Origin of the sequence: Martelella sp. NC20 (assembly GCF_013459645.1) — a bacterium.
GTDB lineage: Bacteria > Pseudomonadota > Alphaproteobacteria > Rhizobiales > Rhizobiaceae > Martelella.
Window position 1 is genome coordinate 426,991 of record NZ_CP054861.1, and the last position, 24,691, is coordinate 451,681.

At 62.9% G+C, this 24,691-nt stretch carries 25 protein-coding genes; 8 read left to right on the forward strand and 17 right to left on the reverse strand.

What is annotated here, in order from left to right; translation table 11 throughout:
- Positions 1–17 precede the first annotated feature (17 nt).
- The 7 genes from HQ843_RS02070 to HQ843_RS02100 all read right to left on the reverse strand — a co-directional run bounded on the left by HQ843_RS02070 (position 18) and on the right by HQ843_RS02100 (position 7,452).
- A complete protein-coding gene (locus tag HQ843_RS02070; protein ID WP_180900049.1) occupies positions 18–1,295 on the reverse strand; it encodes an L-fuconate dehydratase in 1,278 nt (425 codons plus the stop codon).
- Between the two features lie 25 nt (positions 1,296–1,320).
- Positions 1,321–2,052: an SDR family oxidoreductase gene (locus HQ843_RS02075; RefSeq protein ID WP_180900048.1), complete on the reverse strand. Its 732-nt coding sequence runs from the start codon at positions 2,050–2,052 to the stop codon at positions 1,321–1,323.
- Between the two features lie 11 nt (positions 2,053–2,063).
- Complete coding sequence (locus HQ843_RS02080; RefSeq protein ID WP_180900047.1) at positions 2,064–3,170, reverse strand: mandelate racemase/muconate lactonizing enzyme family protein; 1,107 nt, start codon at positions 3,168–3,170, stop codon at positions 2,064–2,066.
- A gap of 2 nt (positions 3,171–3,172) precedes the next feature.
- Positions 3,173–4,264, reverse strand: a complete 1,092-nt coding sequence (locus HQ843_RS02085; protein WP_180900046.1) for an ABC transporter ATP-binding protein — start codon at positions 4,262–4,264, stop codon at positions 3,173–3,175.
- A gap of 4 nt (positions 4,265–4,268) precedes the next feature.
- Positions 4,269–5,132, reverse strand: coding sequence for a carbohydrate ABC transporter permease (locus HQ843_RS02090; RefSeq protein WP_180900045.1), 864 nt, complete (start codon positions 5,130–5,132; stop codon positions 4,269–4,271).
- A complete protein-coding gene (locus HQ843_RS02095; protein ID WP_180900044.1) occupies positions 5,129–6,031 on the reverse strand; it encodes a carbohydrate ABC transporter permease in 903 nt (300 codons plus the stop codon). Before HQ843_RS02095 ends, HQ843_RS02090 begins: the two co-directional genes overlap by 4 nt.
- 92 nt (positions 6,032–6,123) lie before the next feature.
- Positions 6,124–7,452: an ABC transporter substrate-binding protein gene (locus HQ843_RS02100; RefSeq protein ID WP_180900043.1), complete on the reverse strand. Its 1,329-nt coding sequence runs from the start codon at positions 7,450–7,452 to the stop codon at positions 6,124–6,126.
- 180 nt (positions 7,453–7,632) lie between these two features.
- On the opposite strand from HQ843_RS02100, the gene HQ843_RS02105 reads away from it, so the two are divergent.
- The 3 genes from HQ843_RS02105 to HQ843_RS02115 are packed head-to-tail and all read left to right on the forward strand — an operon-like array spanning position 7,633 to position 9,621.
- The gene (locus HQ843_RS02105; RefSeq protein WP_180900042.1) at positions 7,633–8,388 is read left to right on the forward strand and encodes an IclR family transcriptional regulator; all 756 of its coding nucleotides are present in this window, start codon (positions 7,633–7,635) and stop codon (positions 8,386–8,388) included.
- A 54-nt stretch (positions 8,389–8,442) separates the two neighbouring features.
- Positions 8,443–9,267 (forward strand): amidohydrolase family protein, encoded by an 825-nt coding sequence (locus HQ843_RS02110; RefSeq protein ID WP_180900041.1) that lies wholly within the window; start codon positions 8,443–8,445, stop codon positions 9,265–9,267.
- Positions 9,268–9,291: 24 nt separating this feature from the next.
- Positions 9,292–9,621: an L-rhamnose mutarotase gene (locus tag HQ843_RS02115; protein WP_180900040.1), complete on the forward strand. Its 330-nt coding sequence runs from the start codon at positions 9,292–9,294 to the stop codon at positions 9,619–9,621.
- 87 nt (positions 9,622–9,708) lie between these two features.
- On the opposite strand, the gene HQ843_RS02120 is transcribed toward HQ843_RS02115, so the two are convergent.
- Entirely contained in the window at positions 9,709–10,041 is a 333-nt protein-coding gene (locus HQ843_RS02120; protein ID WP_180900039.1) for a zinc ribbon domain-containing protein YjdM, read from the reverse strand.
- A 265-nt stretch (positions 10,042–10,306) separates the two neighbouring features.
- On the opposite strand from HQ843_RS02120, the gene HQ843_RS02125 reads away from it, so the two are divergent.
- From HQ843_RS02125 to HQ843_RS02145, 5 genes are all read left to right on the forward strand, one after another.
- On the forward strand, positions 10,307–11,371 hold the full coding sequence (locus HQ843_RS02125; protein WP_180900038.1) for a Gfo/Idh/MocA family protein: 1,065 nt from the start codon (positions 10,307–10,309) through the stop codon (positions 11,369–11,371).
- The gene (locus HQ843_RS02130; RefSeq protein WP_180900037.1) at positions 11,368–12,531 is read left to right on the forward strand and encodes a CaiB/BaiF CoA transferase family protein; all 1,164 of its coding nucleotides are present in this window, start codon (positions 11,368–11,370) and stop codon (positions 12,529–12,531) included. Before HQ843_RS02125 ends, HQ843_RS02130 begins: the two co-directional genes overlap by 4 nt.
- Positions 12,532–12,548: 17 nt before the next feature.
- Complete coding sequence (locus HQ843_RS02135) at positions 12,549–13,658, forward strand: extracellular solute-binding protein (RefSeq protein ID WP_180901991.1); 1,110 nt, start codon at positions 12,549–12,551, stop codon at positions 13,656–13,658.
- A complete protein-coding gene (locus HQ843_RS02140) occupies positions 13,658–14,104 on the forward strand; it encodes a MaoC/PaaZ C-terminal domain-containing protein (RefSeq protein ID WP_180900036.1) in 447 nt (148 codons plus the stop codon). Before HQ843_RS02135 ends, HQ843_RS02140 begins: the two co-directional genes overlap by 1 nt.
- Positions 14,105–14,289: 185 nt before the next feature.
- The gene (locus HQ843_RS02145) at positions 14,290–15,297 is read left to right on the forward strand and encodes a LacI family DNA-binding transcriptional regulator (RefSeq protein WP_180900035.1); all 1,008 of its coding nucleotides are present in this window, start codon (positions 14,290–14,292) and stop codon (positions 15,295–15,297) included.
- A gap of 34 nt (positions 15,298–15,331) precedes the next feature.
- Here HQ843_RS02145 and HQ843_RS02150 read toward each other — a convergent pair whose 3' ends face one another.
- The 9 genes from HQ843_RS02150 to HQ843_RS02190 form a co-directional block, all read right to left on the reverse strand.
- Positions 15,332–15,943, reverse strand: coding sequence for an ABC transporter permease (locus HQ843_RS02150; RefSeq protein ID WP_246710250.1), 612 nt, complete (start codon positions 15,941–15,943; stop codon positions 15,332–15,334).
- Positions 15,944–15,947: 4 nt separating this feature from the next.
- Positions 15,948–16,727, reverse strand: a complete 780-nt coding sequence (locus HQ843_RS02155) for an enoyl-CoA hydratase/isomerase family protein (RefSeq protein WP_180900034.1) — start codon at positions 16,725–16,727, stop codon at positions 15,948–15,950.
- Between the two features lie 64 nt (positions 16,728–16,791).
- Positions 16,792–17,985, reverse strand: a complete 1,194-nt coding sequence (locus HQ843_RS02160) for a CaiB/BaiF CoA transferase family protein (RefSeq protein WP_180900033.1) — start codon at positions 17,983–17,985, stop codon at positions 16,792–16,794.
- Positions 17,986–17,990: 5 nt separating this feature from the next.
- Positions 17,991–18,752, reverse strand: coding sequence for an SDR family NAD(P)-dependent oxidoreductase (locus tag HQ843_RS02165; protein ID WP_180900032.1), 762 nt, complete (start codon positions 18,750–18,752; stop codon positions 17,991–17,993).
- Positions 18,749–19,930, reverse strand: a complete 1,182-nt coding sequence (locus HQ843_RS02170; RefSeq protein WP_180900031.1) for an aldose 1-epimerase family protein — start codon at positions 19,928–19,930, stop codon at positions 18,749–18,751. The genes HQ843_RS02165 and HQ843_RS02170 overlap by 4 nt, the downstream gene beginning before the upstream one ends.
- 565 nt (positions 19,931–20,495) lie before the next feature.
- The gene (locus tag HQ843_RS02175; protein WP_180900030.1) at positions 20,496–21,563 is read right to left on the reverse strand and encodes an ABC transporter ATP-binding protein; all 1,068 of its coding nucleotides are present in this window, start codon (positions 21,561–21,563) and stop codon (positions 20,496–20,498) included.
- A gap of 4 nt (positions 21,564–21,567) precedes the next feature.
- Positions 21,568–22,401: a carbohydrate ABC transporter permease gene (locus HQ843_RS02180; RefSeq protein WP_180900029.1), complete on the reverse strand. Its 834-nt coding sequence runs from the start codon at positions 22,399–22,401 to the stop codon at positions 21,568–21,570.
- Positions 22,402–22,418: 17 nt separating this feature from the next.
- Positions 22,419–23,318, reverse strand: a complete 900-nt coding sequence (locus tag HQ843_RS02185; protein WP_180900028.1) for a carbohydrate ABC transporter permease — start codon at positions 23,316–23,318, stop codon at positions 22,419–22,421.
- Positions 23,319–23,400: 82 nt separating this feature from the next.
- Positions 23,401–24,645 carry an ABC transporter substrate-binding protein gene (locus tag HQ843_RS02190; RefSeq protein ID WP_180900027.1) on the reverse strand — a complete coding sequence of 415 codons (1,245 nt, stop codon included), beginning with the start codon at positions 24,643–24,645 and terminating at the stop codon, positions 23,401–23,403.
- Positions 24,646–24,691: the final 46 nt, after the last annotated feature.

The window sequence follows — 24,691 nt, forward strand, 5'->3', positions numbered from 1 at the left end:
CTACTCCTTTTTGCGGCTCAGGCCGCCGAATGGGCAAAGTTATGAAGCGTTTCCGGCTTCATCTCAATGGAAAAGCCCGGCTTTTCCGGCGGCATGTAGGCCGCGCGCTCGATCCGGCAGGGATCGACGAAGTGCTCGTGCAGGTGATCGACATATTCGATCACGCGGTCGTCCTTGGTGCCGGAGACCACCAGATAATCGATCATCGACAGATGCTGGACATATTCGCAAAGCCCGACGCCGCCGGCATGGGGCCAGACCGGCAGGCCGTATTTCGCCGCCATCAGCAGCACCGAAAGCACCTCGTTCAGCCCGCCGAGCCGGCAGGCATCGATCTGGACGATGTCAATCGCGCCCTCGGCGATGAACTGCTTGAACAGGATGCGGTTCTGGCACATCTCGCCGGTCGCGACCTTCACCGGCGCGACAGCCTCGCGGATCTTGCGGTGGCCGGCGACATCGTCGGGGCTGGTCGGCTCCTCGATGAAGAACGGGCGGAAGGGCGCGAGCGCCCTGACCCAGTCGATCGCCTGATCGACCTCCCAGACCTGGTTGGCATCGATCATCAGCGTGCGGTCCTCGCCGATCACCTCGCGCACGATCTTCAGCCGCGCGACATCCTCGTCACGGTTCTGCCCGACCTTCATCTTGATATGGGTGAAGCCGGAATCGACCGCCTCCTGCGCCAGACGGCGGAGCTTGTCGTGGCTGTAGCCGAGCCAGCCGGCGGAGGTGGTATAGCAGGGATAGCCGTTCGCCTTCAGCTCGGCGATCCGCTCCTGCTTGCCGGTTTCGGCCTTGCGGAAGATTTCGAGCGCCTCCTCCGGCGTGATCGCGTCGGTGATGTAGCGGAAATCGACGATCGAGACGAGCTGCTCCGGGGTCATGTCGGCAACCAGCTGCCAGACCGGCTTGCCGGCCGCCTTTGCCATCAGGTCCCAGGCGGCGTTGACGACGGCGCCGGTCGCCAGATGGATCGCGCCCTTGTCCGGCCCGATCCAGCGCAACTGGCTGTCGCCGGTGGCATGGCGCCAGAACCGGCCGGGGTTTTCGGCAATCCAGTCGAGCGAAAGCCCGGTCACCCGCGCTTCGAGCGCGCGGATCGCGGCGCAGACGACCTCGTTGCCGCGGCCAATGGTGAAGGTCAGGCCGTGGCCTTCAGTTCCGCCATCCGTCTTCAGGATGACATAGGCCGCGGAATAATCCGGATCGGGGTTCATCGCGTCGGAACCGTCGAGCTTGGCCGAGGTCGGGAAGCGCAGGTCGTGGACGGAAATTCCGGTAATGGTGGTCATGTGGTGCACTCGGTCTTGCTGCAGCTCAGGCGGTCCAGCCGCCGTCGATGACATGGGCCTGGCCGGTGGTGTAGGTCGCGCCGGCAAGGTAGACGGCGAGATCGGCGATCTCCTCCGGCGTGCCGATGCGGCCGATCGGCTGGCGGGCGATGAAATCGGCGCGGGCCTTTTCGTAGTCGCCGGTCGCCTTCAACCGGTCCTGCAGCGACGGGCTGTCGACCGTGCCGGGGCAGATGGCATTGCAGCGAATGCCCTTCGTTACATAATCGGCGGCAATCGACTTGGTCATGCCGATGACGGCGGCCTTTGTGGTCGAGTACGCAAAACGGTTCGGCACGCCCTTCAGCGAGGAGGCGACCGAGGACATGTTGATGATCACGCCATATTCGCGCTCCAGCATGCCGGGCAGGAAGGCGCGCACCGTGCGCACCATGGCGCGGACGTTGAGGTCATAGGCGAAATCGAGATCGCCATCCTTCATGTCCAGCACCGAACCGTTATGGACGACGCCGGCGCAGTTGAACAGGATGTCGACGGGCCCGATTTCGGACGCGGCACTGGCAACGGCCTCATCCGACAGCACGTTCAGGAGCCGGGTGGTGACGCCCTCGATGCCTTCGAGCTCGGCCAGTTTTTCGGCATTGATATCGGTTGCGATCACCCGCGCGCCAGCCTTGGCGAAGGCTTTGACGGAGGCAGCGCCGATGCCCTGGGCAGCGGCTGTGATCAGGCAGGTCTTTCCGGTAAGATCGGTCATGGGCGTTTCCTTCATGCGATTGTCTTTTTCGAACCGTCAACGGCCATGCGGTCGATCGCCTCGAAGTTCCAGGCGATGCCGAGGCCGGGCGCATCGGAGGGCACGGCGCGGCCGGCGCGGATGGTCATGCCCGAGAGCGTGATCGCCTCAAGCTGCGGAATATACTCGACCCAGCGCGCATTCGGAACCGCGGCGCAGAGCGACACATGCAGTTCCATCAGGAAATGCGGCGCGACCGCGACATTGAAGCATTCGGCCATGTGGGCGACCTTGAGCCACGGCGTGATGCCGCCGATCCGGCCGGCATCGACCTGAACGATGGAGCAGGCGCGCCGTTCGAGATATTCCCGGAAATGCGAGGCCGAATACAGGCTTTCGCCGACGGCGACCGGCACGGAGGTGTGGCGCGAGAGCACGGCGTGACCCTCGATATCGTCAGCCGGCAGCGGTTCCTCCAGCCAGCCGATATCGAGGCGCTGGTAAACGGCGGCGCGACGCACAGCCTCGTCGACGGTAAAGGCCTGGTTGGCATCGGTGAATATCTCGAAGGCCGGGCCGACAGCCTCGCGCACGGCGGAAATACGGGCCGCATCCTCGAATAGCGGCCGGCCGACCTTCAGCTTGCAGCCGGAAAAGCCTTCCGCCTGCGCCCGCAGCGCGTCCTCGACCAGCGCCGCCGTTTCGAGATGCAGCCATCCGCCCTCGGTGGTGTAGAGCGGAATGTCCGATTTCGCCCCGCCGGCGAGCTTGTGCAGGGGAAGGCCGAGCTTCACCGCCTTCAGGTCCCAGAGCGCGGTGTCGATGGCGGCAAGCGCGATCGAAGTGATCGCGCCGACCGTCGTCGCATGGGTGAGGAAGCTCAGGTCGCGCCAGATGCGTTCGATATCGAAGGCGTCGCGGCCGATGATCGCCGGCAGCAGCGTCTTTTCGAGCAGCGCCATGACGGACGGGCCGCCCGTTCCGATCGTGTAGGAATAGCCCGTGCCGGTGACGCCGTCGGCATCGGTGATGCGCACGATCGGGGTTTCCTGGCTAACGAAGGACTGGATCGCATCGACCCTTTTGACCTTCGGCTTGAGGTCGACCATCACGATTTCGGCGCGGACGATCTTCGCCATGATCAGGTCCTCAGGCTCTTGCCGGTCGCGCCGTCGAAGACGTGCAGACGGTCGAGGTCGAGCGTGAAGGTCAGCGTCTCGCCATCGGTCAGCGGCCGTGGATCGAGCATTTTCGCCTGCACCTCCTTGCCGCCGAGCTCTGTATAGATGATCGTCTCGGTGCCAAGCGGCTCGGAGATCAGCACCGGCAGGCTGACCCCCAGCGACCGGTCCTCGGCATGCAGCGAGTGTCCCTTCGGGGCAAAGGCATCCGGGCGGAAGCCGATCACGACCTTCTTGCCGGCCGAAACCTTCGGCGCGATATCGGCGGGCAGCGGCACCAGCGTGCCGTCGGCAAGCCTGGCCGCGCCGTCCTCGACCACGGCCTCGAGCTGGTTCATTGGCGGCGAGCCGATGAAGCCGGCCACAAACGTGTTGGCCGGGTTTTCGAAGACGTCGGTGGGGGTGCCGACCTGCTCGACATAGCCGTCGCGCATGATCACGATCCGATCGGCAAGCGTCATCGCCTCGACCTGGTCGTGGGTGACGTAGATGACCGTGGTCTTGACCCGCTGATGCAGCTTCTTGATCTCGACGCGCATCTGGCCGCGCAGCTTGGCATCGAGATTGGACAGCGGCTCGTCGAACAGGAACACGTCCGGATGGCGCACGATCGCGCGGCCCATGGCGACGCGCTGGCGCTGGCCGCCGGAAAGATTGGCCGGCAGCCGGTCCATGAAGGGTTCGAGGCCGAGAATGCCGGCGGCCTCGTCGACGCGCGGCCTGATCTCCTCGGGCGTCATGCCGGCAATCTTCAGGCCGAAGCCGAGATTGTCGCGAACCGTCATGTGCGGATAGAGCGCGTAGGACTGGAACACCATCGAGATGTTGCGCGAACGCGGCGGCAGCGTGTTGACGACGCGGTCGCCGATGCGCAGTTCGCCGCCGGAGATATCCTCCAAACCCGCGATCATGCGCAATGTCGTCGACTTGCCGCAGCCCGACGGGCCGACGAGAACCACGAACTCGTTGTGGGCGACGTCGAGGTCGATGCCGTGGACGACTTCAAGCGAACCATAGCGCTTGACGATTTTGGAAAGGTGCACTTCGGCCACGGGATTATCCTTTCACGCCGCCGAACGTCAGTCCGGCAATCAGATGCTTTTGTACGATGAAGGTGAGGATCAGCGCCGGGATGATGATCAGCACGGCCATGGCGCTCATCCCGGTCCAGTCGACGGTGAACTGGGCGGTGAAGTCCATCAGCCCGACCGGCATGGTTTTCGATGCGGTGGTGCGGGTGAGCTGGCTTGCGAGCGCGAATTCGTTCCAGGCGGTCAGAAAGGCGAAGATGCCGGCAGACGCGAGCCCCGAGCGGGCGAGCGGAAACTCGACTTTCCAGAATGCCTGCCAGCGGGTGCAGCCATCGATCTGCGCGGCCTCCGAGAGATCGGCCGGGATCTGGCGGAAGAAGCCGTCGGTGAGCCAGATCGTGAACGGGATGTTGATCGCCATGTAGACCAGGATCAACCCGAACTTGGTGTCGATCAGGCCGATCTTGCTCCAGAGAATGAACAGCGGCAGCGACAGCGCCACGCCCGGCACGGTGCGCGACAGCATGAAGGAGAGGAACAGCGCGCCCTTGCCCCTGAACCGGTAGCGGGCGAAGGCATAGCCGCCCATCATCCCGATCAGGATCGCGACCACGGTGGAGGTGAGCGAGATCACCAGCGAGTTGATGAAGTAGCGCTCGACCGGCAGGCCCTGCTGGCGATCCGGCAGCAGCCCGAAAATGCCGAGGAAATTATCAAGCGTCCAGACCTCGGGGATCCAGACCGGCGGGCGGGCCATGACCTCGACATTGGGCCGGAAGGCGGTCAGCACCACCCAGGCGCCGGGCACGACCAGGATCATCATCGCGATGAACAGCGTGATCCGGAGCAGCCAGCGCTGCCAGGGCTTTTCGATGGTTCCGGTCGTCATTGGGCGCCTCCCATGAAGATTCGGGCCTTCGACAGGTTGCGGTAGAACATGATGGTGAAGGCGATCGAGAGCAGGATCGAGATGTAGCCCATGGCGTTGGCCATGCCCATCTGCGCGTTCTGGTAGCCGGTGCGCGTCATCAGCGTCCAGATCAGCTCGGTGCGGCCGGCGGGGCCGCCATTGGTCATGATCTTCACCATGTCATAGGCGCGCGCGACATCGAGCGAGCGGATTGTCATCGCGATCCAGATGAACGGCATCAGGAACGGCAGCGTGATGTGGCGGAACACCTGAATGGCGTTGCAGCCGTCAACCTTGGCGGCCTCGATCGGCTCCTTCGGCATGGCAAGCAGGCCGGCCATCAGCAGGATCGCGAAGATCGAGGTCGACATCCACATTTCCGCGACGATGATCGAGAAATTGGCAAGCCAGCCGTTCACCAGCCACGGGATCGGCTTGTCGATGAGGTGAAGCGCGAACAGCGCATTGTTCACCAGACCGACGGAATCATTGAACAGGTATTTGAACTGGAAGCCCACCAGGATGGGCGAGAACATCATCGGAAACATCATGATGGTTCTGAGCGTGCGCTGGCCCCAGGTGATGCGGTTGACCAGCAGCGCCAGCCCGAGCCCCAGGATCATTTCCAGATTGAGCGCGATGGTGATGAACACCACGGTGCGCCCGAACGCCCACCAGAAATCCTCATTGCCGATCAGACGCCTGTAATTGCGCAGGCCGACGAAATTATAAAGCGAGTCCGGCTTGACCAGATTGTAGCTGGTGAAGCTGGTCCAGAACGACACGATGAGCGGCACCAGCACGACCGCCAGAATGACGAGAATGGCCGGCATCAGCAGAAGATAGGGCGTCGCCTGCGGGGACCTGAAAAACTTCATGTCGCGCCTTCGGAAATTGCGAAATCGGGAGGGATGTCCGGCCGCGACCGGTGACGCCGCCGGCCATGGCCGGCGGCGTCATGCGAGACCACTCAGTAGTAGCCGGCGTCTTCCATGATCATTGTCGCCTCTTCGGCGGCATCATCGAGCGCTTCCTGCGGGGTCTTCTCGCCGACGATGGCGGCCTGAAGCTCCGGCCACAGCACGTTGGAAACCTGGATCCATTCAGGGATCAGCGGCGGGGTGCGGGCATCGGCGAGCGACTGCTGCCAGACCTGAAACATCTCGGCGAGGTTCTCCTTGCCGTTCTCATTGAACCAGGCGATCACCTCGTCATAGGTCGCCGTGCGGGTCGGCAGGTTGCCGGCCATGGCTTCCAGGAGCTCGCTCTCGTCATTGGTCATGAACACGGCGAAGGAGACCGCGGCGTCCTTGTTGTCGCAATCCTGCGTCACCGAGAAGGAATGCGAGCCGGACCAGCCGCCGCGTTTCCCCGACGACCCGACGGGGGCGACCGCGTAGCCGAGATCATCCGCGATCTTCGAGGATGACGGGTCGGCGAAGAAGGCGGCAAAACCCGGCCAGTCGAGATCGAGGGCGAGCTGGCCCGCGGCCATCGCCTGGCCGATATCGTCCCAGGTATAGTTGACCGTGCCGGCCGGCACCGCGCCGGCGTCATAGACGTCGATGAACCACTGCAGGGCGGCAACGCCTTCCGGCGAGTTGAAGGCCGGGTGGAATTCATCATCGAACATGTCGCCGCCATTGGCGCGCAGGATCTCCATGAACCGGCCCGACATACCCTCATCCTTGCCGGCGAAGGCAGTGCCATAAAGGATCGGCGGATCGGCGAAGAAGATCACCTGATCGCGGAATTCGTCATAGGTCTTCGGCGGAGCGAGCTCGGTCCCGTATTTTTCCTTCCAGGCCTGCTGGTTCGCGGGATCGGCGTAGAGGCTCTTGCGATAGTAGAGGTTGGAAACGTCGGTGACGCGCGGAAGCTGGACCAGACGGCCGTCGACCATGGCCGATTCGAGCGTGCCGGGAACATATTTGTCGAGCTCCGACTGCGGAATGGCTTCCGAAAGGTCGATATAGAGATCGCCATATTGCGGAGCGAAGCTGGTGTGGTTGGAACCGACGCACCAGGAAATTCCACCGGTAGCGATATCCTGCTTGATCTCGCGGTCGAGTTCGAAATGGTTCTTCGACGAGACGATCTCGACCTTGGCTCCGGTCATCTCTTCCCATTCGGGAATGCGGGTGTAGAGCTTCTCGTACTGGGTTCCGCCGATCAGCTTTACCTGCAGCGTGTAGCCCGGGAAATTGCCGTAATCGAAATCATCGGCCTGTGCGCCAGCGGCAAGGCCGCCGATCGCGCAGGTTGCGATCAGTGCTGTTTTCAGAAAATTCCGTCGCATGACTGTCCTCCTCAATCGCTCAAGCCCAGAAAAGACTTGATCCTCCATATTTGAAAAGTCTATTCGTATATAAGCATCATTTCGGCGATGGCGTCAACGCCGCTCTTGATATCGGACAGGAACAGCGTCAGTTTCGCAGTAATTTCAGGGTGAAGATTCTCCCTGCCCCGAGGAAAAAACATGGCTTCAGACGATTCCGAGCGCTACCGCGCCCCCGCCCTCGACAAGGGCCTCGACATTTTCGAGCTTCTGGCCGGGACCGACGGTTCGCTGAGCCAGGCGGAAATCGCCAAGGCGCTGGGGCGGACGCCGAACGAGATCTACCGCATGCTCGACCGGCTGGTGCGGCGCGAATATATCCGCCGCACCCCGGAGGACCGCTACGAGATCACGCTGAAGATGTTCGAACTGGTCCATGCCCGGCCGCCGCTGCGCCGGCTGGTCAACCAGGCGATGCCGCTGCTTCAGCATGTGGCGCAGGAGGCGGGGCAGTCCTGCCATATCGTCGTCTTCGACAGGAACGCCGCCGTCGTGGTCGCCCAGGTCGACGCGCCGAGCTACTGGAGCCTCGCCGTTCGCGTCGGCACCCGGCTGAAGCTCACCTCGACCGGCTCCGGCCTCGTCTTCCTCGCCTTCTCCTCGCCGGAAAACCGGGCGCTGATGCTGAAGGGCGCGGGCGAGACGCTGACGCCGGAGACGGAAGCGCGCCTCGAGCCGATCCGCAACGCGGGCTATACCATGATGCCGAGCGAGCAGATCGCCGGCGTTACCAATCTCTCGGCGCCGGTCATCGGACCGCTCGGCTCGGTGATGGCGGTCGTCACCTCGCCCTATACCGAGCGCCTCGACCGCATGATCGCGGACGACCGGGCGCGCACGCTGGAACTTGTGCGCGCGGCCGCCGCAAACCTGTCGAAGGGCCGCCCCGCGCCGTGAGTGCAGGGACCCGACCGCCGCAAAATCATGGCCCGTTCGGGCAAGGGAGGAACAATGCGCATCATCGATACCCATCTTCATCTCGTCTACAAGGACCGATTTTCCTATCCCTGGCTGAAGGATGCCCCAGCGCTCGACCGCCAGCTGACGGCGGACGATTATTTTGGCCGCGCCGAAAAGCTCGGCATCGACATGGCGCTGCATATGGAAGTCGATGTCGCGGAGACGGACATGGAGGCCGAGACCGCGTTCATGGTCGGCGCTCATGAAAAGATCGCGGGCGCGATCGCCGCCTGCCGGCCGGAAAGCCCGGACTTCCCGGCCTATCTCGAGCGCATTGCCGCCATTCCGGGCGTACGCGGCCTTCGCCGGGTGCTTCACACGATGCCGGACGATGTCTCCGAGGCGCCGCTCTTTGCCGAAAACATCCGCCGGCTTTCCGCCCACGGCCTGACCTTCGACCTGTGCTTCTCCGCGCGCCAGCTTCCGCTCGCTGTCGCGCTCGCGCGGAAATGCCCCGACGTGCAGTTCGTGCTCGACCATTGCGGCGTGCCCGACATCGAAAACGATGCATATTCACCGTGGGCAGAGTATATTTCGGAATGCGCCAGACTTGCGAATGTCACCGCCAAGATTTCCGGGGTGATCGCCTATGCCGGCGTGGGCTGGAGCACGGAAAAACTCCGGCCCTATGTCTCCCGCGTCCTCGACGCCTTCACCTTCGATCGCGTCGTCTGGGGCTCGGACTTTCCGGTCTGCACGATCCACGCAAGCCTTGAGGACTGGGTGTCGAGCACGAAGGAAATCGTCGCCGGCGCGACGGCGGAAGAGCAGGAAAACCTGTTCTCCCGCAACGCCATGCGCGTTTATCGCCTCTAGAAAATATCACAACGGAGAAAACCCATGCAGCGCATCGGAATGGTCATCGGGCTCAACGCCGACAAGGTTGCCGAATACAAGAAGCTTCACGCCAATGTCTGGCCGGACGTGCTGGAGATGATCAAGGCGTGCAGTATCCAGAACTACACCATCTTCCTCCGGGAGCCGGAAAACCTGCTCTTCTCCTATTACGAATATACCGGCGACGATTATGAGGCCGACCAGGCCAAAATGGCGGCCGATCCGAAGACGCAGGAATGGTGGTCGGTCTGCATGCCCTGCCAGAAACCGCTCGACACCGCGAAGGAAGGCGAATGGTGGATCGAGATGGAAGACGTTTTCCATCTCGCTTGAAGGCGGCCACATCAGGAGCTGTTCGAAGCCTCGATCAACCACCTGCCTGCAGGTGTCTGGCCGGTACATCGGCTGCCGGAGCGGGCCTCAGATCTTCTTCACGAATTCCGATTTCAGCTTCATGGCGCCGAAACCATCTATTTTGCAGTCGATATTGTGATCGCCTTCCACAAGGCGGATGTTCTTCACCTTGGTGCCGACCTTGAGAACCTGGCTGGAGCCCTTGAGCTTCAAGTCCTTGATGACGGTAACCGTATCGCCATCGGCCAGTAGATTGCCATTGGCGTCCTTGAATTCCGGTTCGCCGCTGTTGTCCGCCCCGGGCGTCCATTCGTTACCACATTCGGGGCACATCAACAGCGCGCCGTCTTCATATGTGTAAATCGACTGACATTTGGGACAGGGAGGCAATTCGCTCATGATCATCCTCATAGTGTTGGCGCTGCAATGAGCAGGATAGCACCAGGAAGACCGCGCGACGGATATTCCGGTGATCGAAAGACCCGAGCGTCGTAGTGCGAAACGGAAGGCTTGTCGAGGGCGGACGGCTGGTTTCGCGGCCGCAGGATGAAAGGCGGCAACCGGAAGGAAAATACACGGCGCCACAGCGTCCCCCTTGCAATCAATCCAAATTTGAATAATCTATTTACATAAGAATGACACTCTCGCCTGAAGGAGGAGCAGGTTGTCACAAACATCTCGCAACCCGGCGCAAAGCTGGGCGGCGGTTCGCGCCCCGCGCCCCATCGTGATCTTCGGCGGCGGCTCGATCGTGGGCGACGCCCACATGCCCGCCTACCGCATGGCGGGCCTGCCGGTCGCCGGCCTCTACGACATCGATCCCGGGCGCACGGCAAAACTCGCCGCCGAATGGGATATCGCCGCTTTTGCAAGCGTCGAGGAGGCGGTAGCCGTCCCCGGCGCCATTTTCGACCTCGCGCTGCCGCCGGTCGCGCATGTAGAGATATTGAAGCGCCTGCCCGACGGCGCGGCCGTGCTGATGCAGAAGCCGATGGGCCGTAACCTTGAGGAAGCAACGGCCATTCTGGAAATCTGCCGGGCGAAAAACCTGACGGCGGCGGTAAATTTCCAACTCCGCTTCTCGCCGATGATGCTCGCCATCCACGATCTTTACGAAAGCGGCGCGCTCGGCGAACTGGTCGATGTCGAGATGCATGCCAACATGATGACGCCCTGGGACCTGTGGCCTTTCCTGAAGACCATGGACCGGGTCGAGATCCTGCTGCATTCGATCCATTATCTCGACGTGATCCGCCACTTCCTCGGCAATCCGACCGGCGTTCACGCCCGCACACTGGGGCATCCGCAATCGACGGTGGCGCAGTCGCGCACATCCGCCATTCTGGATTATCCCGAGCCGGTCCGCGCCGTGCTTTCGATCAACCACAACCACGATTTCGGCCCGAAATTCCAGGACTGCTATTTCCGCTTCGAGGGCACCAAGGGCGTCGCGACGACCACGCTCGGGGTCAACCTCGACTATCCCAAAGGCGTGCCGGATGAATTGTGGTTCTGCGAGAAAGGCGGCGAATGGCAGCAGATCCCGCTTGCCGGCACCTGGTTCCCGCATGCCTTCATCGGCGTGATGAGCAATCTCCAGCGTTTCGTCGCCGGCGATGATGCCCGCCTGGTCACCTCGGTCGAGGACGCCTGGAACACCATGGCGCTGGTCGAGGCCGCTTACCGGTCGAGCGCTTCGCCCGCGACGCCCATCAAGGAAAAACCATGACTGCAGAGAATGACGACCTGCCGCTTGCCGGCGTGCTGGTGCTGGACATGTGCCAGTTCCTCTCCGGCCCCTATTGTTCGCTGCGCCTGCAGGATCTCGGCGCCCGGGTGATCAAGATCGAGCGCCCCGGCCTTGGCGACCTGTCGCGCCGGCTCTATCTCTCCGACACCGAGATCGGCGGCGATTCGACCATCTTCCACGCCATCAACCGCTCCAAGGAAAGCCTCGCCATCGACATGAAGGACGAAGCGGATCTGGCAGCGCTCAGGACCTTGATCGGCAGGGCCGATATCGTGCTGCAGAATTTCCGCCCCGGCGTGATCGCCCGGCTCGGTCTCGATTACGACACCGTGAAGGCGTTTCATCCGGGCGTCGTCTACGGCTCGATCACCGGCTATGGCGACGAAGGGCCATGGGTCTCCCGGCCGGGACAGGACCTGCTTGCCCAGGCTCGCTCCGGGGTGATGTGGCTGAACGGCGACGAGGACCAGGGCCCCGTCCCCTTCGGCCTCGCCATCGCCGACATGCTGGCGGGCGCGGCATTGTGCCAGGGCGTGCTTGCAGCACTGGTGAAAAAGGGCCGCACCGGCAGGGGCGCCCATGTCGAGACCAGTCTTCTCGAAGCGCTGATCGATTTCCAGTTCGAGGTGCTGACCACCCATCTCAACGATGGCAAGCGTCCGCCGAAGCGCTCCGGTTTCCGCTCGGCGCACGCCTATCTTTCCGCGCCGTACGGCGTCTATCCGACGGCAGACGGCTATCTGGCGCTCGCGATGATGCCGATCGACCAGCTTGCCGACGTGCTGAAAATCGCAGCGCTCGACCCCTATCGCGGCAAGCCGGATCTCTGGTTTTCCGCCCGCGACGACATCAAGCGCATCATTGCAGGCGTGCTGAAGGAACAGACTACCGACCACTGGCTCTCTATCCTCGAACCGGCGGATATCTGGTGCGCCAGAGTGCTGGACTGGCCGGAACTGATGGATCACGCCGGTTTCAAGGTGCTCGACATGCTGCAGACGGTAACGCGCGAGGACGGTATTGAAATCCAGACCACGCGCTCACCCCTCAGGGTCGACGGCAAACGCATGCAGACACACCGCGCGGCGCCGAGGATCGGCGAGCAGAGCGCGGCCATACGCGCGGAGTTCGGACTGTGACGATCAAACTGAAAGGCATGACCTGGAGCCATCCGCGCGGCTATGATCCGATGGCGGCAAGCGCCAGCGTTTGGCAGGAAAAAACCGGCGTTTCGATCGAATGGGACAAGCGCAGCCTGCAGGACTTCGAAAGCTTTCCCGTCGAGGAACTGGCCCGGCAGTACGACATGATCGTCATCGACCACCCGCATGTGGGCCAGATCACGGCGGAAAACTGCCTGGCGCCGCTTGATGTGGAAGGCCGCGAGGATGAGCGCGCGGCCCTTGAAGAGGGCTCCGTCGGCGCCTCCTACCCGAGCTACAACTACAATAGCCGTCAATGGGCCTTCCCGCTGGATGCCGCCGCCCAGGTGATGGCCTGTCGCGAAGACCTGCTTCCGACGCTTCCCGACGATTGGGAAAGCCTGCTCAAACTGGCCCGCGAGGGCCGCGTCATGCTGCCGCTTCGCCCGCCGCACAATCTGATGACGTTCTACACACTTGCCGCCAACGCCGGCACGCCCTGCCGCAATGACGGCCCCGGCCCGCTGATCGTTGAGGCGGAGGGAATTGCCGTCTATGAGAAGCTGGCAGAGCTTGCCAGCCTGGTGCCCGCGAATAATTTCGCCATGGACCCCATTGCCGTGCTCGAGGCGCTTGCCGCGCCAGAGGGAACGGCTGTCCTCTCGCCCTATATCTACGGCTATGTGAACTACGCGATCGACGGCTTCCGCCCGCACCGGCTGACCTTCACCGACATTCCCGCGCTTGGCGAAAACGGCCCCTGCGGCTCCGCGCTTGGCGGCACCGGGATTGCCGTTTCGGCCTTTTCGCAGAACGGAAAAGCCGCCATCGACTATGCCTATTGGGTGGCATGCGGCGCGGTTCAGTCCGGGCTCTACCCCGAAGCCGGCGGCCAGCCCGGCCATGATGCCGGCTGGACCGACGATGCGGTCAATGTCAGGACCCATGATTTCTACCGCAACACCCGGAAAACGCTGGAGACCTCCTTCCTGCGCCCGCGTCACAACGGCTATATGCGCTTCCAGGCCGACGCTTCCGATGCCCTCAACGAGGCGCTGAGGGACGGCGCCACGCCCCACGCCGCAATCGCCCGGATCAACAGACTGTTTACGGAGAGTTTCTGATGGAGCGACCGCGCCACTTCGAGGATATCGCCGTCGGCGAGGAGCGCCGCACCTATGGCCGCACGATCACGGAGACGGACTTCGTGGTCCATGCCGGCCATACCGGCGATTTCTTTCCGCACCACATGGACGCCGAACACATGAAGTCGACCCCCTTCGGCCAGCGCATCGCCCATGGCACGATGACATTCGCGATCGGCATCGGCCTCTCGGCGTCGGAGATCAACCCGCTCTCCTTCACCTATGGCTATGAACGCCTGCGGTTCCCGAAACCGGTGTTCATCGGCGACACGATCCACACCGTACTGACCATCGCCCGCTGCGAGGACGACCCGAAGCGCCCCGGCCACGGCCGCGTCATCGAGGAGGTGCGGGTGAGAAACCAGCGCGACGAGGTGGTGATGGCCTGCGACCACGTCTACCTGGTGCAGCGCCGGGCCGCCTGAACGCGCGAGTAGAACCATCCTGAAGACACCTTGGGATGACGGCGATCCGCCAGCTATCGCCGGCATCGCCTTGCCTACCCAAAAAGGCAGAAGATAATGCGGTCTCCGGGCTGTCAGCCCGTTGATCATCGCCTTATGATGATTGAAAATGATTTGTTTTCTGATGTCTTCATAAGGACTTCGTCATGCGCGTCACAATGTCGGAGATCGCACGGCTTGCAGGCGTTTCTCCGGCGACCGTCGACCGCGTGCTGAATGACCGGGCGGGCGTGCGCGAACGCACGCGCTCGATCGTGATGGAGGCCGCGCGCCAACTCGGCTATTTCGGATTGTCCGAAACGCAGAAAGGCAAGGCCGTCCGCATCGTCTTCTTCCTGCCGGAAGGGCCCAACAGCTTCATGCGCGGGCTGCGCACCCAGCTTCTGGAGGAGGCTCAGGCGCGCAAGGATGTCTCGGTTCAGGTGGAGGACGTCGTCAATCCCAGGCCCGAGGCCTATGTCGCGGCGCTGCGCGCCGTCGAGGGAAAATGCGATGCGATCGGTATCGTGGCGCCCGATCACCCGATGCTGCGCGAGGAACTGACGCAGCTTTCCAGGAAAGGCATCCGCATCGCCACGCTCGTTTCCGACATTTCGGCCATTTCCAAGGTCGGCTATGTCGGCATCGACAACCGCGCCGCCGGCCGGCTTGCCGGGCTTCTGCTCGGACGGTTCCTGAATGCGGGCAAGCGCTACAAGATCGCCGTGTTCATCGGTTCGCTCGCCTATCGCGGCCATGAGGAGCGCGAGATGGGCTTTCGCTCGATGCTCGCCGAGGATTTCCCCGAACTCGAGATCATCCATTTCGCCGAAGTGGGCGATGACCGTGCAAAGGCCTATCAGGAAACCAGACAATTGCTGGAAAGAGCGGATATCGACGGCATATACAGCATCGGCGCGGGCAATCAGGGCATCGTCCAGGCGCTCAAGGAGGTGCGCAAGGGCCGCGATGTCGTGTTCATCGGCCACGACCTGACCGACACCACCCGTACAGCGCTTCTGGACCGGACCATGGATGCGGTGATCGACCAGAACCCGCGCATCGAGGCGCGCGAGATCCTGCGCATGCTGTCAGCGGCCGTTCGCGGCGAGATGGAGCCGGAATACCCGCCACGCCTCCAGGTCATCTTCCGCGAAAATATCCCGATGCGGTGAGCATGACAGATGGCGGGCAGCACCGCCCGCCGGACTATTTCAGGCCAGCGGGCGGAACGCTTTCGGGAAGGTTCCGGTAGCAGACCGGCCTCTGGATACGCCGGATGAGCCCCTTGGTTACGACCTGCCAGTAGGCCGAAATGCCCAGCAGAACGAATGCGTTGTTCAACAGCGCCCTGAGCATCGCGCCACGGCGGCGATGACGTCGAGCTCGTAGCCCATGCCCAGATTGGGGTCGGCGCTTGCCAGATTGCCGGCGAGAATGCATGCCGAGCGTCGCGATGAACGGGTTGATGCGAAAGCGGGTGACCATCAACCCGTTGAGGCAACCGGCAGAAAGGCCGGCCCCGAGACCCGCCGCCAAAGCGAGAATATCCGAACCCGTCGTCTGCAGCGTGATTGCCGCGCAGACCGCAGACAGGCCGATCACCGAACCGACGGAAAGATCGATCCCGCGCGCGATGATCACCAGCGCCTGTCCGAGCGCGACAATGGCCACCACCGAACCCTGCCGGCCGACATTCATCAGATTGCGCTGCGACAGGAAATAGTCGTTGGAAAAGCTCAGGTAGAGCGCGACCAGAAGCAGCATCGCGAAAACCGAAAATTCACGGTGTTTCACCAGCGTTTTGAGACGGGTCATCATGGCATCACCTCTTTGCAAACGTCGGGCTGCGTTTTTGCGCGAAGGCGGCGCGGCCCTCTTGCGCGTCCTCGGTGGCAAAGCAGATCGTCTGCAGGTCGCGTTCATAGGCGACCGCCTGTTCCAGCGGCATGTTGAAGGCCGCCTTGAGATTGGCCTTGGCCGTCTCCGCGGCAATCGGCGCGCGGGCGGCGATCTGACCGGCAATTTCGCGGGCGCGCTCCATCAGGGCCTCGGGCTCGGTCACCTCGCTGACCAACCCCCACGTGGCGGCCTGCTGGGCGGAAACCGGCTCTCCGGTCATCACCATCAGCGCCGCATTCGAGGGACCGATGGACTGGGCGAGGTACGCGGTCATGCCGCCGCCGCCGATCCAGCCGAGCTTGATTTCCGGCGCGCCCAGCTTCGCATTTGCCGAGGCCACCCGAATATCGCAGGACATGGCCATTTCCAGGCCTCCGCCAAAGGCATAGCCATTGATCGCCGCAATCGAGGGTTTGCGTAAAACGCGCAGTATGTCGCAATATTCCGTACGGTTGCGAAACGCCCAGGGGGTCTCGTAGGTCTCAAGCAAGGCGATGTCGGAGCCCGCGCAGAAGGCCTTGCCGGCGCCCGTCAGGATCACCACGCGCACATCGTCGGCGTCGTTGCAGGCGGCAACGGCTTCCTCGAGCAGCCGCGCCATTTCCGGCGTCATCGCGTTCAGTTTGGCGGGCCGGTTATAGGTGATCGCGGCAACATGTTCAGACACGTGCAATGTCAGTTCCCGTGTATCGGGCTCGTTCATATCCTGGCCTCCTCCAGTGATTTTTCCCGTGACCGGGCGGATAGCTCCGCCGGGCCGCGCAATTTCATTCCTCCATTCCCTTGATGGCGCCGGCCTTCTCCATCTCGGCGATCTCGGCATCGGAAAACCCGGCGCCAGCCAGCACCTCCCGCGTATGCTCGCCGACGCGCGGAGCGCCGTAGCGAACCTCTGACGGCGTGCGCGAAAAGCGGATCGGGAAGCCCGGCGTCTTCACCCGGCCTTCCGTCGGGTGGTCATATTCCACGAATGTGCCGTTATGGGCGATCTGCGGATCGGCCAACAGATCGGCATAGCTATAGACCGGCCCGGCCCAGATGCCGTGCGCGGAGAGGCGTTCCAGCGCCTCAACGGTGGAGAATTTGCCAATCGCCTCGCGGGTGAGCGCGAAGACGCCGTCGCGATCCTCCCAGCCTGCCGTCATCTCGTCGAGTTCGGCAAAGCGGGGCTCGTCGAGCGCCCTGGCCATGGCGTCGAACTGCGGCATGGCGAGCGCGATATAGCCGTCCGTGGTGGCAAAGGTGCCATAGGGCGAGCGGATATAGACATGGGCATGCGGCTCGACGCTGCGCGTCTGCGGTTTGTGGCCGACGGTGAACACCGACAATTCCTGCATCTGGATGGTGGTGATCGCGTCGAGCATGTTGACCTCGACCTTCTGACCCTCCCCGGTTCGCTCACGATGAAGCAGGGCGGCCAGCGCGCCCTCGAAGGCGGTGTAGGCGGTCACCGCGTCGACGATATACTGCCCCGAGGCCTGCGGCGGCTCGCCGGCGCGCCCGGTCGACATCATAGCGCCGGACATGGCCTGCAGCAGCAGGTCCTGACCCGGCCGCCTGGCATAGGGACCGTCCTCGCCGAAGCCGGTCATCGACACATAGACGAGGCCGGGATTGATCGCCGACAGCGTTTCGTAGTCCACGCCCAGCCGCCCGGCCACGCCCGCACGGTAGTTCTGGATGAACACGTCCGCCGTCTTCGCCAGCCTCTGGATGATCGCGCGCCCGTCATCGGATTTCAGATCGACCGCCAGAGACCGCTTGTTGCGGTTGAGCGACAGGAAGCTGACATTGACCTCGTTTCCGGTCGCCCCGCCGGCCGGGGCATGGCGCTGCCATTCGCCGGTAACGGGCTCGATCTTGATCACGTCGGCGCCGAGATCGCCGAGACGCTGCGCCGCGAACGGGCCCGCCATGGCGATCGAGCAGTCCAGCACCGTATATCCGCTCAGAATTCCCATATCACTCACTCCATGACCCAGCCGCCATTGACGGCCAGAGATTGTCCGGTGATGAACCCCGCCTGTTCCGACGCCAGAAACATGACAGCGGCGGCGATATCCATCGGGTTGCCGCGCCGCTTGACGGCCTGGCGGTCGAGCACCATGGCGTTGTAGCCTTCCGGATCGGGGTGGATCTTCTCCGCATCAGTCGGAAACGCGCCCGGCGAGATCGCGTTGACAGTCACGCCCCATTTGCCGAATTCCCGCGCCCAGGCCCGCGTCAGGCCCAGAAGAGCGCCCTTCGACTGGACGTAGGGAACGAGATTTTCCCATTGTCCGGAAAGGGTGATCGAGGTGACGTTCAGGATGCGGCCCCAATTCTGCGCCCGCATGCCCGGCAGGGCCGCGCGCGTGCAGAGATGCGCCGCCTCGACATTCACACCGTGAACCGCCGCCAGCTCGGCGTCGCTGTAATCCTCAAATGGCTTCGATGGATAGACTGCGGCATTGTTGATCACGACATCGATCGGCCGGTCGGCGGTGAGCCTCGCCAGAAGCCCGGCAAGGGCCGGCTTGTCCAGAAGGTCGATCTGGTGGGTATGAAGCCGGTCGCCGGCGCCTGCCGGCGTGTCGCGTTCAAGCGCCGCGATCTTCTCGGCGTCGAAATCGAGCACATGCACCTCGGCGCCGGCGACAAGAAGCGCGCGGGTCGTCTCCGCGCCGAGCCCGCCTGCCCCGCCGGTGTAAAGCACCCTGCGTTGGCTCATATCGAAACTGACGCTCATGCTCCGCGCCCCTCGATCGGTTGGAAATTGCCGCTAGCGGCGGGATAGTCGGCCTCCGGCTGGATCGCGATCGCGCGGATCTCGGCCTCCGCCGCCGCAATCGTTTGCGTATCGGGCAGGATCGAGAACACCGTGTCATAGCGGCGCTCATCGCCATGCTCGAGCCAGATCATCTCGCCGCGCTCGCGCGCGGCATTGTTGCCGAGAACATGATGGGTCGAGGGCTCGATCCCCAGCGCATACTGGCCCGCCTGCAGGTTCTGCCATTCATACTGGCAGGGGAACTGGTTCTTTTGCGTCGTCACCATGAAGCCGAGGCCGAGCCGGTCGTTGACGAGCGCAACCGGGACGGCGCCGGTCTTGTCAGCGGCCATTTCGTGCTGCCAGACCTGTTCGTGGAAATTCATCCGCGGGCCGGGGAGCGTGCGGTAGCCGACGCCCTGTTTCCGATAGCTGTCCGCATGGGCGGCCCAGACCACGTCGCGGATCGGCGCGAGATAGCGCGCGCCCTCCTCCAGCACCGGATGGCCGACATTGATGTGGTAGCAATACATGTGCGGCGTACGGTAGAAGCCGGCATTGACCACCCGGTCGCTGAGCCGGATGTCGTTGGCGCCGGCCTCGACCTCGATCCGGCGATGCAGTTCGAGATGCTCGCCGAACACCGCCGCCTGCGTCACAACGCCTTCGGCCCAGAGGATCAGCCTGTCGCCGTCCCAGCGCTCGCCATATCCGGTCAGCCGCGCCGGTATCGTGCCCACACGGCCATGCAGCGAATGGGAGGCCTTTTCGCGCGGGCCGTAAACATAGGAGCTGGTCTCGGCGTCATTCATGAACAGGATGTGATCGAGGCCGCATGTGACCATCAGGCCCGAGAAACTGCGCATGAAACCGAGACCGCCCTCGCCCTCATAGTCGTGCAGGGCCGGATGGCGGAAGCCGGTCGGGCTGTGCCAGCCGATGGCCTGGCCGCGATACTCACAATCGGCGATATCCATGGCGCGATCGACCAACACCGTGAACCGCAGCCCCGTGCCGGAACGGAATTCCAGCATGCGGATGCCGCGTTCGACCCCGTCGTCAAGCTGCATCAGCCGCACGCCCGCCGCATGGCTCAGATTTCCGCTCAACGCAGCCAGATCGGCGCGCGACAAGGACTTTCCATAAAGCTGGACCATCCTCCTCCCCTTCTTCTTCAAACTCCCCACGGCGTCGTGGCCGTGATGCCTCGCGAAGGAAATTAGGTCGTCTCGCTCCCGTTACAAATCAACATTAGTCATCAAAATCCATCATTTTGCATCAGACCGTCGCCGCCACCGCTCTGTGCAAGAAAGCGGGCAGCATGCCTTGATGGATGCAAATGACTCGGCCGACCTCACGCTGGGCAAGGGACAATTTCATCACCATGCCGGGTCAACCTGCCGAAACCCAGGTTGTTGAAGCACGCCCTCTCCCCTGTTCGGCGTCATCCTCGGCCTTGTGCCGAGGATCCAAGCACCTCGCACTGCGACAGGCGTCTGCGGTTGTCGTGAAGTCCTTGCAATACCGCGCGAAAAGTCCGCCAACTCTTCTCGCGGCAAACGTGATTGGATGCTCGGGTCAAGCCCGAGCATGACGCAAATGGAGGGGAGAGCGGCTGCCGAGGGGCCCGACCTTCATCGGAGCACGGGGGAGAGGAGGAAGTGCCGTGGTTACCCAGGGTCACCGGCACGCCGCGTTCTTTGCCGCGCCAAAGCGCGGATATCAGGCTGCTCGAATCCTGACGCCGCTGTTGTCGAACAGCCGGACATGGGCGGGGTCGAAGCGCAGCGTGATCTTGTCGCCGTGGCGCGGCGTCTCATGGTTCCGGCGCTCGGCGATGATGGCCTCGCCGTTGCCAACCGTGCCGTAGACATAGGTCGTGACGCCAAGCTCCTCCGACACGTCGACGGTGAGCGACAGTTCAATGCCCGACGCGGCGTCGAGATGCTCCGGACGAATGCCGAAGGTGACCTCCTCGCCGGCGACCATGGGGCGTTGCAGGCTCGGCAACCGGACATCGACGCCGGCAACCCGCAACGAGCCGTCACCATTTGCAACCGCCTTGAGAAAATTCATGCGCGGCGACCCGATGAAACCCGCGACAAACAGGTTGTCCGGATCATGATAGAGCGACACCGGAGCGCCGATCTGCTCGACCCGGCCGCCGCGCAGCACCACGATCCGGTCGGCGAGCGTCATCGCCTCGGTCTGGTCGTGGGTCACATAGACCATCGTATTGCCAAGGGCTGCATGCAGCTTGGCGATCTCGACGCGGGTCTGCACCCGAAGCTCGGCGTCGAGGTTCGACAGCGGCTCGTCGAACAGAAACACTTCCGGATTGCGCACGATCGCCCGGCCGATCGCCACGCGCTGGCGCTGGCCGCCGGATAGCTGCGAAGGCTTGCGGTCGAGATACGGCGTCAGTTGCAGGATATCGGCGGCGTGTTTGACCTTTTTCTCGATCTCGGGCTTGGGGTGACGGGTCATCCTGAGGCCGAAGCTCATATTGTCGAACACGCTCATATGCGGATAGAGCGCATAGGACTGGAACACCATCGCCACGCCGCGATCGGCCGGCTCGATGTCGTTCATGCGTTTGCCGCCGATCGTCAGCTCGCCGCCGGTGATGTCCTCAAGTCCGGCGATCATGCGCAACAGCGTGGACTTGCCGCAGCCGGAGGGGCCGACGAAGACCACCAGTTCGCCCTTTTCCACATCCAGCGAGACGCCGTGGATCACGTCGACCGTGCCGTAGGACTTGCGAATATCGCGAAGAGCAAGCTGAGCCATTGATTTAGCCTTTCACCGCGCCGACGGCGATGCCGCTGACAATCTGGCGCTGGAAAACGATGTAGAGGATGACGATCGGTGCTGCGGCCACCACAATGCCGGCCGACAGAAGCGGCACATTGGTGGTGTATTCGCCGCGAAGTGCTGCAATGCCGACCATCAGCGTGCGCTTGTCCTGCAGAACGAGCAGCGAGATCAGCACGTCGTTCCAGCAGTAAAGCGTGTTGAGGATGCCGAGCGTGATCAGCGCCGGCTTGCCCATCGGCACCATCACATGCCACCAGATCTGGATCAGCTTCGCCCCGTCGATGCGGGCGGCCTCCACCAGTTCGCGCGGCAGGCCGGCATAGAACGAGGTCATCAGATAGACCGAGAACGGCAGGAAGAACGCGGTGTATGAAATGATCAGCCCGATCCGCGTGTTCAGCAGGTTGAGGCCGATGATCGTCTGGTAGAACGGCACCAGCACCACCTGCACCGGGATCATCAGCGAGGCGAGGATGACCACGAAGATCAGCTTGCGCAGCGGAAAGCGCAACACCGCGAAGGCAAAGCCCGCAAGCGAGGAGATCACCAGAAGGACAAGCACCGCGCCGAGCGTGACGACGACGGAATTGAAGAAATAGGCCGACAGTCCCGAACGGCTCCAGACATTGACAAAATTGGCGAATGTCGGCTCCGAAACCACCCCGAAGCGGTCGAGGATATAGCCCTTCTCGGTCTTCAGCGCGTTGTTGAACGCGAAGAACATCGGATAGACGCAGCTGAGCGCCAGAAGCGCCATGGGCACGGAAAATACCCAGAGCAGCCGTTTCTGCTTGTTGCCGGCCTGAGCCATGCTGATTTGCCCTTTCTTCAGACGTTGGCGTTGCGGTTCATGATGCGGATCTGGAGGTAGGCGATCCCGCCCATCAGCGCGAACAGCACCATGGAAAGCGATGCGGCATAGCCCGGACGGTTCATCTGCCCCTGTTCGAGCCAGATCAGGAATTCCGGCAGCGTCGTGGCCGTCCCCGGCCCGCCGGCCGTAAGCACATAGATCAGGCCGAACATGTTGGTCAGCACCCCGATCGTGGTGACGACCGCGACGAATTCGATGATCGGCATCATCGCCGGAATGATCACGTAAACCCAGGTCTGCCAGAGCTTGGCGCCGTCGAGCCTTGCCGCCTCCAGCATTTCCGAGGACAGCGTCGACAGGCCGGCCAGGAAGATCAGCAGGCTCATGCCGAAGGTCGCCCATAGCTGGACGGTGAAGAGAGACAGAAGCGCGGTCGAGCCGCTGCCAAGCCAGTCGACCCCTTCGATGCCGAAGATGTCGAGGAAAGCATTGAGCCCGCCGTCATAGCGCAGCACGATGTTGAAGATCGAACCGACGATCACGCTCGAGAGCACGGCGGGGAAGAAATAGACGGACCGGTAGAGCTTGCCGCCGGGCACCCCGACATGGATCAGCGTCGCCAGCAGCATCGGCAGCATGATCCAGACCGGCAGGGACAGGATCAGTATGCCGGTGTTGCGGGCCGCGGCGTGGACATTGGGATCGGCAGCCATTTCGCGGTAGTTCTGAAGGCCGATGAAGGAAGCGTCGTTGAAGCCGGTGGAATCCGTCAGCGACAGGAAGAAGCCCCAGATCAGCGGCATGATGCGGAACACGAGCACCAGGATGATCGGCGGCAGGATGCAGAAATAGGCAAAGCGCCGTTCCGCGCCGAGACGGCGGCGGTGACGTGGTGCGGTCCTGTCCTTGCCCATGGCATTGTTCCTGATTTCAGATGGTCATGGCCGCGGGGCCTTCGACAGGCCCCGCGGATCGATTGGTTGTCTTGAATGGCGCTCAGCCGCCGTGCGCCTTCGCCTGTACGTCGTCCATGCGGCTGGCGGCGTCCTCGACCGAAGCGTCGCCATTGAGCAGAAGCTGGCTCTGGCGATGCCATTCGGCCAGTTCCTCGGCCGTGACGCTGGAATGCGCCATCGGTGCGCTTTCTTCGTTCAGGAAGCCGAGGATCCTGACGGCCGAGGGGCTCGAAAGGCTCGACGTGTCGACCACGGTGCTGGCGGGAACGACGCCGGCGTCATTGACGAAAACGGCGACCGGGCCGGGATCGGCGAGCGTTGCCGCCAGCTTTTCCGCCAGTTCGCGAGATTCGCTATCCTTGTTGACGCCATAGCCGATGCCGCCCGAGACCGGCATGTGCGGCCGGTCGAACACCATGTCGGGTGCCGGATGGATGAAGACGCCGAGATTGTCGGCACCCAGAAAATCGTCGAACTGTTTCCAGTGGGCAATGTCGGAGACAAGGCCGATGACATTGGCCGCGTCGGAGCGCATGAACTGCTCGTATTCGTCCATGAACTTGGCCTGCGAATTCGCGCCCTTGTTGTACCAGCCCATCGCGCCGGTATCGACCCAGGTCTGCAGGATTTCGCTGATCTCGGGGCTCGACCATTTGAGCGTGCCGTCGGCGAAGGCCTGCTGCTGCTCGTCGGTCAGCATGGAGGCGGCGATCGCCGACAACAGGAATTCGGCGCCGAAGCCTTCCTTGTTGCCCATCGCGAAGCACGGAACATCGCCTTTTTCCTTGATCGCCTCGCAGACCGCGACCAGCTCGTCAAAGGTCTGCGGCGGGCTTTCCGGATCGAGGCCGGCATCGGCGTAGAGTTCCTTGTTGTAATAGACGACGAAGCCCTGGATGGTGACCGGCAAGGCATAGAGCTTGCCGTCCTCGCCCTCGAATTCTTCCGTGCCGACAAGGTTCTCATTGTGCGCGGAAAGGTCGACCAGGGCGGGAATGCGCGCGCGGGTCTGCGCGCCGCCATGCAGCAGGAAAACATCCGGCCCCTTGCCGGAGGCAAGCGCTGTTCCGAGGATGGTGTAATACTGGTCATGCGGCTGCATGACGAATTTCACCGTATCGCCGGGATTGTCCGCCTCGAACTTTTCCTTCGCGGTCTGGATATAGCTCGCAGCAGCCGGATCGCCGGACTTCCAGTCCCAGACGGTCAACTCAGTGGAAAGCGCGGGCACGGCAATGGCGGTCATTGCCGCCGCCGCCATGGATAGTTTCACGATATGCATCATTCTCTCCTCCCTTTGTTCGTTTGTTTCCGGCGGCATCGGCCCTCCC